Annotated in this window: 9 protein-coding genes, 1 pseudogene and 1 riboswitch; of the genes and pseudogenes, 1 reads left to right on the top strand and 9 read right to left on the bottom strand. The window is 69.3% G+C overall.

Annotated features, from left to right (window positions below; all coding sequences use genetic code 11):
* Positions 1-537 (top strand): annotated as a pseudogene (locus CFP71_RS11915) (AsnC family protein); the annotation flags it as partial.
* 286 nt (positions 538-823) lie between these two features.
* Here CFP71_RS11915 and CFP71_RS11910 read toward each other — a convergent pair.
* The 9 genes from CFP71_RS11910 to ileS all read right to left on the bottom strand — a co-directional run bounded on the left by CFP71_RS11910 (position 824) and on the right by ileS (position 12,714).
* On the bottom strand, positions 824-1,750 hold the full coding sequence (locus tag CFP71_RS11910; RefSeq protein ID WP_093933904.1) for an RluA family pseudouridine synthase: 927 nt from the start codon (positions 1,748-1,750) through the stop codon (positions 824-826).
* A complete protein-coding gene (gene lspA / locus CFP71_RS11905; protein ID WP_093933903.1) occupies positions 1,747-2,310 on the bottom strand; it encodes a signal peptidase II in 564 nt (187 codons plus the stop codon). Before lspA ends, CFP71_RS11910 begins: the two co-directional genes overlap by 4 nt.
* Positions 2,311-2,334: 24 nt before the next feature.
* Positions 2,335-2,937 (bottom strand): hypothetical protein, encoded by a 603-nt coding sequence (locus CFP71_RS11900; protein ID WP_093933902.1) that lies wholly within the window; start codon positions 2,935-2,937, stop codon positions 2,335-2,337.
* 19 nt (positions 2,938-2,956) lie between these two features.
* Positions 2,957-4,321: an aminotransferase class V-fold PLP-dependent enzyme gene (locus CFP71_RS11895; RefSeq protein ID WP_093933901.1), complete on the bottom strand. Its 1,365-nt coding sequence runs from the start codon at positions 4,319-4,321 to the stop codon at positions 2,957-2,959.
* A 33-nt stretch (positions 4,322-4,354) separates the two neighbouring features.
* Positions 4,355-4,469, bottom strand: a riboswitch (SAM riboswitch).
* Between the two features lie 128 nt (positions 4,470-4,597).
* On the bottom strand, positions 4,598-5,281 hold the full coding sequence (locus tag CFP71_RS11890) for a M23 family metallopeptidase (protein ID WP_093933900.1): 684 nt from the start codon (positions 5,279-5,281) through the stop codon (positions 4,598-4,600).
* 131 nt (positions 5,282-5,412) lie between these two features.
* Entirely contained in the window at positions 5,413-6,891 is a 1,479-nt protein-coding gene (locus CFP71_RS11885; RefSeq protein WP_093933899.1) for a potassium/proton antiporter, read from the bottom strand.
* Between the two features lie 111 nt (positions 6,892-7,002).
* Positions 7,003-7,686, bottom strand: a complete 684-nt coding sequence (locus tag CFP71_RS11880; RefSeq protein WP_093933909.1) for an ArsR/SmtB family transcription factor — start codon at positions 7,684-7,686, stop codon at positions 7,003-7,005.
* 43 nt (positions 7,687-7,729) lie between these two features.
* The gene (locus tag CFP71_RS11875) at positions 7,730-9,334 is read right to left on the bottom strand and encodes a penicillin-binding transpeptidase domain-containing protein (RefSeq protein WP_093933898.1); all 1,605 of its coding nucleotides are present in this window, start codon (positions 9,332-9,334) and stop codon (positions 7,730-7,732) included.
* A 209-nt stretch (positions 9,335-9,543) separates the two neighbouring features.
* Complete coding sequence (gene ileS, locus CFP71_RS11870) at positions 9,544-12,714, bottom strand: isoleucine--tRNA ligase (RefSeq protein ID WP_093933897.1); 3,171 nt, start codon at positions 12,712-12,714, stop codon at positions 9,544-9,546.
* Positions 12,715-12,845: the final 131 nt, after the last annotated feature.

Raw genomic sequence — 12,845 nt, 5'->3', positions numbered from 1 at the left:
CAGTTCGCGCCGCCGCCCGCGCCCGCCGACCCGGTGATCAGCACCTGGGGCGTCCCGCAGACCGCGTCCTGGGCCCGCGGCGACGAGCAGCCCGCGCCGCGGCAGGTCCCCGAGGGCAAGAAGGGCAAGACCGGCGACGTCATGGAGACCCAGGGGCTGGAGGGCGAGCAGCTCACCGTCCAGTTGCTCGAGGTCCAGGACCCGGCGGACTACCTGTTCAGCGCGGCGGGCTACTCGCTGGAGGCCGGGGAACGGTCGGTCGTGGTGCACACCGAGATCACCAACCGCGGAAACATCCCGTTCGTGTCGCTGCCGGACAACTATCTCGAACTGCTCACCGCGGACGGCAAGCCGATCGCGAAGGCGCCGGTCTCCCTCACCTCGCGGCCGCCGCACAAGATCGGCGTCCGGCCGGGCGAGACGCTCGGCGGGCACACCGTCTACGTGCTGCCGGACGCCACCCGCGTGGTCGCCGTGCGCTGGTCTCCGCGGCCAGAACCGGACGAACGCACCCTGACCTGGTCGATCGACGACTGATTCCCGCGTTTCAAGTACGTGAAGGGGTCCTTCACGGACTGCGCTGGCAGCGGGCAAGGGTAGTGAAGGCCTCCTTCCCTACCCTCATGGTAGTGAAGGGGCCCTTCACGGACCCTAGGTCCCTCAAGGAGTCCTTCACGGACGACCGCCCCCTTCGCGGCGGCGCTCCAAGTACAGGAAGGGGTCCTTCACGGAGCCAGGCGCAAGCAAGGGGGCCTTCATGTACTCGGCACCGCGCCGCCGCGAGTAGACCAAGAGCGCATTCAGAGGATTAAATGCGCAGCAGCTAGTTCTCGTCCTGCAGGATCCGCAGGGCGTTCGCCAGGTCGTCCGGGTACTCCGACTCGAACTCGACCCAGCGCCCGTCCGACGGATGCGCGAAGCCGAGCGTCTTCGCGTGCAGCCACTGCCGCGAAAGCCCCAGCTTGCGCGCGAGCACCGGGTCGGCGCCGTAGGTGAGGTCGCCGACGCACGGGTGCTTGAGCGCCGAGAAGTGCACGCGGATCTGGTGCGTGCGGCCGGTCTCCAGTTTGATCTTGGCCAGCGACGCGGCACGGAAGGCCTCGACGACCTCGTAGTGCGTGACGCTGGGCCGCCCGCCCTGGACGACGGCGAACTTGTAGTCGTGCCGGGGATGCCGGTCGATCGGCGCGTCGATGGTGCCGCGCGTCGGGTCCGGGTGGCCCTGGACGATGGCGTGGTAGCCCTTGTCGACGGTGCGTTCCTTGAACGCCCGCTTCAGCACGGTGTACGCGTGCTCGCTCTTCGCGACGACCATCACGCCGGTGGTGCCGGCGTCCAGCCGGTGCACGACGCCCTGGCGTTCGGCCGCGCCCGACGTCGCGATCCGCAACCCGGCGGCGGCGAGCCCGCCGACGACGGTCGGGCCGGTCCAGCCGGGGCTCGGGTGCACGGCGACACCGACTGGCTTCGCGATCACCACGATGTCGTCGTCGTCGTGCAGGATCTTCATGCCCTCGACGGGTTCCGCGACCACTTCGATCGCCGAGGCCGGATCGGGCAGCGTCACTTCGAGCAGCCCGCCGGCGGACAGCCGGTCCGACTTTCCGGCAGGTCTGCCGTCGAGGAAGATCTCGCCGGATTCGGCCAGTTCCGCCACGACAGTGCGGGAAAGTCCCAGCAGTTTCGCCAATCCCGCGTCGACGCGCATGCCGTCGAGCCCGTCGGGAACGGGCAACATCCGCGCGCTCATTCGCTCGCCGCCTTCTTCTTGTCCTTCGTAGACGATCCGTCGTAGTCCTTGCCCAGCAAGGAGAGGATCACGATGAGCACACCGCCGACGCAGATCGCGGAGTCGGCGACGTTGAAGATCGCCCAGCCCTGCCCGTTCGGCGCGAACGCGGAGATCATGTCGACCACGTGCCCCTGGAGCGGGCCGGGGGCGCGGAAGATCCGGTCGGTCAGGTTGCCGAGCGCGCCGGCCAGCACCAGGCCGAGGCCGATCGCCCAGCCGACCGAACGCAGCCGCCGGGCCAGCCAGACGATGGCGACCACGACCACGACCGCGACCAGCGCGAGCACCCAGGTCAGCCCGGTCGCCATCGAGAAGGCGGCACCGGGGTTGCGCACCAGCTGGAAGTACACCAGCCCGCCGAGGAACTCGACCGGCTGCTTGCCCTCCAGCGTCGACACGGCGATCTGCTTGGTGAGGAGGTCGATCCCCCACAGCACCGCGGCGACGACGAACACGACGGCGACGCGCTTTTTGGGCAGCGGCGGCGCCGGTGGCGCGGTTTCGGGCTCTGTGCTCACTCCCCCATTGTCCACGGAGCGTGCTCAGGTCTCCTCGGCGGCCGCCTTCGGCCTGCTCAGCAGTGCCGCGAACGCCCCGGCGAGCGCGACCAGCGAAGACAGCACCAGCGCGAGCTGCCCCCGCGCGAGCACGACGGCGCAGAGCACGAACGCCGCGGCCACCACCAGTACGAGCACGCTGCGGTCCAGCCAGGCGAGCGCGACCAGGCCCAGTGTCAGAAGGATCGCGCTCCGCGCGTCGCCGTCGATTTCGAATTCCCAGAAACCGACCAGATCCGCCAGCGGGATCGCGACCATTCCCCCGACTGCGATCAGGGCGACCTTCCACCACGGCGTGGTCTTCGCCCGGATCGCGTAGAACAGCACTGTGCCGAGGTAGACCGCGAGGACGGCGAACAGCCAGCCGTCGTTCCGGCCGAAGCCGGAGAACGACAGGTCGATCGCGGTCGCGGTCGCGCGGCTCATCTCCACGCCATAGAGCCCTTGATACAGGCCCGGGCCGGGGTCGGGCGCGTAGGCGAACCATCCCCCGGGCGGGCCGGTGCCGACGGACGAGGCCACCACCACCAGCTGGGCGAATCCCAGCAACGCCAGCGGAAACCAGTAACGCGGTCGCTCGTTCCCCATGCGGGGTGAGGGTAGTGGGTCAGGCGCAGAACGGGGGAAGCTCCCGCGGATCGTTCTCCGGCACCCAGCGGCCCTCGGGCTTCTCGTACTGCCAGCGCGCGCCGCGGGCGACGATCTGGCGCAGCGCCAGGACGACCCGGTCCACGTGTTCGGTGGTGCTGCCGAGGCCGAGGCTGACCCGGACGGCCTGCTGCCCCGTCGAACCGGCGGCGGCGATCAGCCGCTTGGTCGCCACGTGCGCGCAGAAGGCACCGTCACGGACGCCGATGCCGTACTCCGCGGAAAGCACCGCGGCGAGCCAGCCCGGTTCGAAGCCGTCGACGACGAAGCTGAGCGTGCCGACCCTGTCGACCGGGGCGTCGAACAGCCGAAGCTCGGCGAATCCGGGGATACCGGCGAGACCGCGACGCAGCCGCGTCAGCAGTTCGTCCTCGTGGGAGACGATCGCGTCCCAGTTTTCGGCGAGTGTCTCGCAGGCGACACCGAGCGCGTAGACACCGACGGTGTTGGGGGAACCGGCTTCGTGCCGCTCGGCGCCGGAGTTCCAGACCACGCCCAGATCTTCCGCGTCGCGGGTGACGAGCTTCGTCGCGCCACCACCGGCGAGGTACGGCTGGGCGGCGCGCAGCCAGTCGGCGCGGCCGATCAGCGCGCCGGCGCCGAAGGGCGCGTACAGCTTGTGGCCCGAGAGTGCGACGTAATCGACGTCCAGTTCGCGAACAGAGATCTTGCGATGCGGCGCGAGCTGCGCCGCGTCGAGCGCGATCCGGGCGCCGTGCCGCCGGGCGACGGCGGCGATCTCCTTGACCGGCAACAGTTCCCCGGTCACGTTGGACGCGCCGGTGATGACGACCAGTCGCGGGCCCTGCGGGCAGTCCGCGAGAGCTTCGTCCACAGAGGACACAGCGGCGAGACGGGTGCGCGGCGTCGAAATCCGGCGGACGTTCGGGCCCTTCCACGGCAGCAGCGCGGCGTGGTGGTCGGTGTCGAACACGACGACCGACGTGTGCTTCGGCAGGCTGCGGGCGAGAAGGTTGAAGGAATCGGTGGTGTTGCGGGTGAACACGACGGTGTCGGTCGACCGCGCGTCGACGAAGTCGCGCAGGATCCCGCGCGTGCGCTCGTAAAGCTTGGTGGAGATCTGCGAGGCGAACCCGGCGCCGCGGTGGACGCTGGCGTACCAGGGGAGGAATTCGTCGACCGCGGCGCGGACCTTGTCCAGACAGGGAGCGCTCGCCGCGTGATCGAGGTTGGCGTACCCGATCTCGCCGCCGGTGACCAGCGGAACCCGCAGACCGGCACACGCCACCGTCGGAACTTCTTGCGAGACAACGGTTTCCGCGACGACGGCGGGGGCGTTCGTGCGTTCGAGAGCGAGAGTCATGGTCATCCTCCGGGCCAGGGGACCCGACAGAGGATCCCGCGCTTGCCCGTCGCACCACGCGACGAGCCAGGTCCTCACCCGGGGCACCCCACCGCGGAAGGAGGGTTGCCGGTCAGCTAGCCGGGGCTTGACGCTGACACTCGTGACCTACGAACGAAGTTAGCGGATACACCGGCGATCAAGCCACCCCTTGTCCGGATGTTGAGACGCCGGTCACGCGTTCCGCAATCGAGGAGAACCGTTGCCCGGCGCCGCGCCGCGCCGGGCAACGGGAGGTCAGACGCGGAATCGGCCCGGCAACGGGACGACGGAACGCGAAGAGACCTCGGTCGCGGTACCGGAGTACTGATCGGTGCCCGCGGTGAACTGCCAGCCGCCGAAGGTCTTGCCGTCGACAGCTTCGCCGTAGGCCTCGGCGACCTTGGTCGAGACCTCGTCGTACGACATGCCGTTCCAATTGCCCGCGCCGACGCCGAAGTCGCGCGAGTCGCCGCCCTGCGCGGCGGCCGCGGGCAGGGTCCACAGGGTGAAGTGCACGTGGGCGCCGGTGCTGCTCCCACCGCAGGGCAGCGCGTTGCCGGTCCGGCCGAGGGCGTCGCCGGGGGCGACCTTCTGGCCGTCGGCGACCGAAATGCGCTCCATGTGGTAGTAGCCGGTCCGCCAGCCTCCGTCGTGGTCGACGGTCACCCAGTCGCCGCCGTCGCAGTGCTGGATCCGGACGGTGCCGGCCAGCGGAGCGCGCACGGTCTTGTCGCCGGGGCTGAAGTCGATGGCGTTCTTCACGCCGGAGTTCCCGTTGTCCGAGTGAATGCCCGCCGAGTAGACCGATTGGCCCGCGTCGAAAGGCAATCCGAACGCGGGGAAGGCGCCCGTCGCCGACGCCACCGGCGCGGTGAGAACCACTCCGACGAGTGCGGCCGCGGCCCCCAGACCAGCGAACCGTGCAGGAAGTTTCGTCACCTTGCGTACTCCTTAACCCGTGACACTCACCCATTCGATGGAGTGGATTGCCGGGAAAGTAATCCAAAAGGAGTACAAAAGGGAAGAATTTTCTGAGATCAACCGACGAACAGCTGGTGCCGGTTCGTGACCTACTTGCCGGATTCGCCCTTCCACCTGGCGAGGCGTCCGGCGCGGTCGACGGCGCGGAGCCGTCGTTCGGCCGTGTCACGGGCGTCGGAGGTGGTCACGACGAGTAACTGGTCGCGTTCCTGGAGCCGGGTGTTCTTGTTGGGCGTGAAGCCGGCGCCGTCGCGGACGAGGAGGCTGATCGTCGCCCCCACCGGAAGCCGCAGTTCGGCCAGGTAGACACCGTGCATCTTGGACCCGGCGTTGATCCGGACCTGCAGGAGTTCCGCGCCCATCTCGTCGAGGGGCGCGGAGTCGACGTCGATCTCGTGCGCTTCGGCGTGCTGAGCCAGCCCGAGCGCTTTCGCGAGCGGGGTCAGCGTCGCGCCCTGGAGCAGCGTCAGCACGATGACCAGCACGAACACCGCGTCGACCAGCTCCTGCGCGCCCGGCACCCCGGAAGACAACGGGATCAGCGCGAGCACGATCGGGACCGCCCCGCGCAAGCCCGCCCAGGACAGGAACACCTGTTCTCGCCAGGGGACCTTGAACGGCAGCGCCGAGAGCAGCACCGACAACGGCCGGGCCAGCAACAGCACGACCGCGCCCGCGACCAGGCCCTGGACCAGGCTCTCGAAGATCCTGCCCGGCGAGGCGAACAGGCCGAGCAGCACGAACAGCCCGATCTGCGCGAGCCACCCGAGCCCCTCGGCGAAGGACAGCGTGTCCGACCGGTGCGGCAGCTTCGAGTTCCCCAGCACCAGCGCCGCGACGTAGGTGGCGAGCAGACCCGAAGCGTGGGCGAGCTGCCCGCTCGAATAAGCCACGACGCAGACCGCCATCGTGGCCAGCGGGTACAGACCGGTCGCCGGGAGCGCGGCCCGTCTCAGCGCCTGCGCCCCGATCCAGCCGAAGGCCAGGCCGATCACCAGACCGGCCGCGAGTTCGTAGACCACCAGCAGCGGCAGGGACCAGTCGATGGTCGTCCCCTCGGCGAGGACGACGACGGCGATATAGGCCGGGGCGTCGTTGATCCCCGACTCGATCTCCAGCGCGCCGACGAGCCGCTTCCCGATCCCCGCCGATCTCAGCACCGAGAACACGGCGGCGGCGTCGGTCGAGGCCAGCACCGCGCCCCACAGCAACGCCATCCGCCAGTCCAGGCCCAGCAACCAGTGCAGCGCGGCGCCGGTGACCGCGATGCTCACCGCCACGGCCACTGTGGACAGTGCGATCCCGATACCCAGCGAGGGCTTCACAGCCGACCATCGGGTGGTGAGGCCACCTTCGGACAGGATCATCACCAGCGCGGCGAGGCCGAGAGACTGCGTGAGTTCGGGGTTGTCGTAATGGATGCCGAACCCGGCTTCGCCGAGCAGGACCCCCATCCCCAGGTACAGCAGCAGCGAGGGAAGGCCGACCCGGATCGACACCCGGACGGCGATCACGGCGACGAGAAGCACGGCACCGCCGGTACCGAGGATGAGCGGGAGCTGCTCCATGTCGCCTCCCGTCCGGTCGCCGTGAGGGCTCCAGAATAGTGAGGCGGTGGTCGTCACTCGATCGTGTACCGGTCGAAAACCGTCCGGTTGGCCTGTGTTACAGACTGTCCTTTACGGACGACGCAGGCCTGCCAGGTCGACACCGAGGTCCGCGAACGGTTTTTCGGCCGCAGGCAGGACTTTCACCGCGCGGTTGCCCTCACGCGACAACCAGCCGGCGCTCACTCCGTGAGACAGTAACGCCGCGGGGACACGACCCGCCAAATGATCACGGCGCACTGTCCAATCGAGACAGTCACGCAACATCGCGCGGCGGCCGTCGGCGATCTCCACCCCGAGCGCGCCGAGCACCTCGCGTCCGCGGGCGGTCAGCGTCAAGCCGTCGGCCTCGTCGATCAGCCCGGTGGTGAGCATCCCGTCCCGCAGCGCGACGCCGACCGTGCCGGCGAGGTGGTCGTAGCAGGTCCGGGCGAATTCGAGCCGCTTCACCCGGACCGACGAGCGCAATCCCTTCACCGGACGGTGTTCGGCGTGCTGCGCCAGATGCTCGATCAGTTCCGCCACCCGGGGGTCGGCTATCCGGACGTAGCTGTGCCTCCCCTGCTTGACCCGGACGACGAACCCCGCCTCGGTCAGCTTCGTCACGTGTTCGCTCGCCGTCGACGCCGCGACCTCGGCCGCCCCGGCCAGTTCGGTCACCGTCCAGGCACGCCCGTCGAGCAGCGCGAGGCACATCGACGCGCGACTCGGGTCGGCGAGCACGGCCGCGACCTCGGCCAAGGCGATCGTTTCCATGCGTCCACCGTAGAAGACCCACGGTTCGGCGAGCACCGAAACGTCAGCCTGCCAGGAACTTCGCCGCCAGCTGGACCGCGGGTTTGGAGTCGTTGGAACCTTCGAGCATGACGGCGAAAGCGACGTCCCCGCGGTAGCCGACGAACCAGCCGTTGGCGTCGGCGCCCGAGCCGAACTGCGCCGTCCCTGTCTTGCCGAAGACGGCTCCGCTGCTCTTCAGCGCCTTCGCGGTCCCTGTCGTGCAGACCTCGCGCATCATCACCCGGACCTGGTTCAGCACCCCGGCGGGCGGGGCCTGGTATCCGGCGTTGACCTTGGTCTCCAGCCCCTGCCACAGCTTCGGCACCACCGGCTTCCCGGTGGCGACCGTGGCCGCCATGAGCGCCGCGCCCAGCGGGCTGACCTGCACCTTCCCCTGCCCGATGCCGGCTTCGACCTTCTCGTCGCCGCTGCTCGACGGTTCCACCTTCCCGGTCTCGGTGGCCAGCCCCGGGATCTCGAAGTCCGCGTTGAGGCCGAGCTGCGTCGCCGCCTTCGCGAGACCGTCCGCGGGCAACTGCCCGGCGAGCCGTCCGAAGGTCGTGTTGCACGACGCGGCGAACGCGGTCTTCAGCGAAACGGTCCCCAGGTCGAACGCGTTCTCGTTCTTGAGCGTGCGGGTCCCGATCTGCTCGCTGCCCGGGCAGGCCACCTGGGAGTCGGCGGAGACCCCGCCCTGCTGCAACGCCGCGGTCGCCGTGGCGATCTTGAAGGCCGAACCCGGCGAGTAGAGGCCGTTGAGCGCCTTCGGCTGATTCCCGGCCGCGCCGTTCTGCGCGACCGCCAGCAGTTCGCCCGAAGTCTTCATCGCGACGATGATCGCGGGCCCCTGGAAACCGTCGACGGCTTTCTGCGCGGCGGTCTGGGAGGTCACGCTCAAGGTCGAGACCAGCGGTTTGTCTGTCTCCGTGGCCTGCCCGAAGAGCGTTTCGACCGGCTTGCCGGAGGCGTCGACGCGGGACACGCTGACGGTGGCCGGTGTCCCGGTGCCGCCGTTCTGCCCGGACGCGACCTTGGACAGCGCCCCCTGGAGGATCGGCGCGACACCGGCCGCGTCACCGCCGACGAGGGCCTTGCCGTCCCGGTCCGCCACGACCGGCTTGGCCGAAGCGCGGGCGACGGCGAGCTGCTGGCCTGCTTCGAGCTTCGGGTGGATCACCGACATCGCCCAGCGGACCACCCATTTCCCGGCGTTGCGGACCAGCTCCAGTTTGCCTTCGTAGCGCCAGACGCTGTCGCCGGGGAAGGACCACGCGGCGTGAAAGGTGGCCGACGTCGTGGTCGCGTTCCCCGCCGTGGTCGGGACCTCGCCCAGGGAGGTCTTGACCGGCGCCGAGCCGAGCGCGCCGCGTGTCGCGGTCAGGGCGGCCGTGGCCGCCGCCGGGTCGTCGACCGGCGCACCGGCCAGGTCACCGGTGTCGAACTGCCGCAGGAAGCGGGCCGCGACCTGGGCCGGGCTGTCGTACGCGCTCTCGGTGGACTCCCCCGGGCCGCTCGAGGCGGCGGGCGCCTGCTCCTCCCTGACCAGCAGCACCACCGCGGCCACCACGATGGCGACGACCGCCAGCGCGGCACCGATCAGGATCCCTCTTTTCCGGGCAGGACTCATCGATTCGCTCTCCCCCAGTACGGCACGCGCCCTCGCGCGCCCCCGGGCGCCAGCCTGCCGATTTCTCGCGCGCAAGGCGGGTAGGCGGCGAGAAAGCGACGGTTCCGAATCCTTTTCGTGATCCCGGTGATCGGGACCTTCCGGCCGCAATGAAAGGCCCCTTCATTGCAAATTTTGCAATGAAGGGGCCTTTCATGTCACTTGCGAGGTCAGGCCTTGGCGACCGCCACGGTCACCTTCGTGCCCTCCCCGACCGTCCCGGCCGAGCCGTCGGCGACGTCGCCGTAGGTCACCGAAGTGGCCAGCGTCTCCGAGGCGATGAACTCCTCGTGCGTCTTCGCCGCGGTGACCACGTCTTCCGGCGCGTCGACCGTCAGCGCGATCCGGTCGGCGACGTCGAGCCCGGCGTCACGGCGAGCCTGCTGCACGACCCGGACCAGGTCACGGGCCAGGCCCTCGGCCGCCAGTTCGTCGGTCACCTCGGTGTCGAGCAGGACCAGTCCGGCACCGCCCGGCAGTTCCGCGGCCGCGCCGCCGCCCTTGGCGACCAGACGCCGGTCGTACTCGCCTTCGACGAGCTCGATCCCGGCGGCCACGACGGCGCCGCTCTCGGACGTCGTCCACTCGCCCGCCTTGACGGCCTTGATCACCGTCTGGACGTCCTTGCCCAGCCGCGGCCCGGCGGCACGGGCGTTCACCGCGACCTCGAAACCGCCGTGCGCGGCGACGTCCGTGGTCAGCTCGACGGACTTGACGTTGACCTCGTCGCGCAGGATGTCGGTGAACTCGCGCAGCGTTTCGGCCTCGTGCGCGGCGACGACCAGCTTGGCCAGCGGCAGCCGCACCCGCAGCTTGTTCGACTTCCGCAGCGAAAGCGCCGAAGACGCCACCTGGCGCACCCGGTCCATCGCCGTCACCAGCGCAGCGTCGGCGGGCAGGTCGAGCGCGTTCGGCCAGTCGGCCAGGTGCACCGAACGGCCGCCGGTCAGCCCGCGCCAGACGACCTCGGTGGTCAGCGGCAGCAGCGGCGCCACCACCCGCGACGTCACCTCCAGCACGGTGTGCAGGGTGTCGATCGCGTCCTGCTCACCCGCCCAGAACCGGTCGCGCGACCGGCGCACGTACCAGTTCGTCAGCACCTCGAGGAAGTCGCGGACGGTCGAACAGGCACCGGCGACGTCGTAGGTGTCGAGCGTGTGCTCGACGTCGGTCACCAGTTCGTGCGTCTTCGCCAGCACGTACCGGTCGAGGACGTGCTTCGAATCCGTGCGCCACTGGCCTTCCACGCCCTCGGCGTTCGCGTAGAGCGCGAGGAAGTAGTACGAGTTCCACAGCGGCAGCACGGCCTGGCGGACGGCGTCGCGGATGCCCTTGTCGGTGACGACCAGGTTCCCGCCGCGCAGGATCGGGCTCGCCATCAGGTACCAGCGCATCGCGTCGGAGCCGTCGCGGTCGAAGACCTCGTTGACGTCCGGGTAGTTGCGCAGCGACTTGGACATCTTCTGGCCGTCCGAGCCGAGCACGATCCCGTGGGAGATGCAGGTGCGGAACGCCGGCCTGTCGAACAGCGCGGTCGCCAGCACGTGCAGCAGGTAGAACCAGCCGCGGGTCTGCCCGATGTACTCGACGATGAAGTCGCCCGGGTAGTGGTGCTCGAACCACTCGGTGTTCTCGAACGGATAGTGCACCTGGGCGTACGGCATCGAGCCCGAGTCGAACCAGACGTCGAACACGTCCTCGATCCGGCGCATGGTGGACTTCCCGGTCGGGTCGTCCGGGTTGGGCCGGGTCAGCTCGTCGATGAAGGGCCGGTGCAGGTTCTCCAGCCGGACACCGAAGTCGCGCTCGAGTTCGTCGAGCGAGCCATAGACGTCGGTGCGCGGGTACGCCGGGTCGTCCGACTGCCACACCGGGATCGGCGTGCCGAAGTACCGGTTGCGGGAGACCGACCAGTCGCGGGCGTTCTCCAGCCACTTGCCGAACTGGCCGTCCTTGACGTTCTCCGGGTACCAGGTGATCTGCTGGTTCAGCTCGACCATCCGGTCCTTGAACTCGGTCACCGCGACGAACCACGACGAGACGGCGCGGTAGATCAGCGGGTTCCGGCAGCGCCAGCAGTGCGGGTACGGGTGCTCGTAGGTCTCGTGGCGCAGCAGCACCGCGCCCTGACGGCCGGCGGAACCGGTGCCGTTCTTGAGGTCCTTGATGATGTTCGGGTTGGCGTCGAACACCTGCTGGCCCGCGTAGTCCGAGACGGTCGCGTCGAACTTGCCCTGAGCGTCGACCGGGGTGACCGGGACGATGCCGACCGCGTCGGTGACGACCTTGTCCTCTTCACCGTAGGCGGGCGCGATGTGGACGACACCGGTGCCGTCCTCGGTGGTGACGTAGTCCGCGGACAGCACACGATGCGCGTTCTCGTGCCCAGCGAAGTACGGGAACGGTGGGGCGTAACGGGTTCCGAGCAGTTCGGTCCCGGTGTAGTGCCCGACGACCGTCGGCTCTTCACCGAGCTCGCGAGCGTAGGAGGCGACGCGCGCTTCGGCGAGCAGGAATCGCTTGCCTTCCTGCTCCGCCGACTCCACCACGACGTACCGCACGTCGGGGTGCACCGCGGTCGCGAGGTTGGACGGCAGCGTCCACGGGGTCGTGGTCCAGATCAGCAGATAGGTGCCGTCGAGCTCGTTGTCGTTGCCCTCCAGGCGGAAACCGACCGTGACGGCCGGGTCCTGGCGGCTGGCGTAGACGTCGTCGTCCATGCGCAGCTCGTGGTTGGACAGCGGGGTCTCGTCGCGCCAGCAGTAGGGCAGGACGCGGTAGCCCTCGTAGACCAGGCCCTTGTCCCACAGCTGCTTGAACGCCCAGATGACCGACTCCATGTAGGAAAGGTCGAGCGTCTTGTAGTCGTTGTCGAAGTCGACCCAGCGGGCTTGGCGGGTGACGTAGTCCTGCCATTCGCCGGTGTAGCGCAGCACGGACTCGCGGCAGGCGTCGTTGAAGACGTCGATACCCATCGCGTCGATCTCGGACTTCTCGGTGATCCCGAGCTGGCGCATCGCCTCGAGTTCGGCGGGCAGGCCGTGAGTGTCCCAGCCGAAGCGGCGCTCGACGCGCTTGCCCTTCATGGTCTGGTAACGCGGCACCAGGTCCTTCACGTACCCGGTGAGCAGGTGGCCGTAGTGCGGGAGGCCGTTGGCGAACGGCGGGCCGTCGTAGAAGACGTACTCGTTCGAACCGTTGACCCCGGGGTCGCGGGCGTCGATGGAGGCCTGGAAGGTCCGATCGGATTCCCAGTACGCGAGGACGCGCTTTTCCGACTCGGGGAACGAAGGCTGGGACGGGACGCCGGTCTCGCCGTCCACCTGTGCCTTGGGATACATCTTCGGTGCTCCTCGCGGTTCGTCTCTCTCGTACGGGCTTTCACCCACACGGGGACGAGACGGCCGTTTCCGGCGCGTTCCGCGGTACCACCCCGCTTGCCCGGCCGGTTGGTGTTCCGGCTGGGCCGCTC

The organism is Amycolatopsis thailandensis (assembly GCF_002234405.1).
Classification (GTDB): domain Bacteria; phylum Actinomycetota; class Actinomycetes; order Mycobacteriales; family Pseudonocardiaceae; genus Amycolatopsis; species Amycolatopsis thailandensis.
Note: the sequence above shows the minus strand (reverse complement) of the source record. Positions and strands in the feature narration are given on the sequence as shown.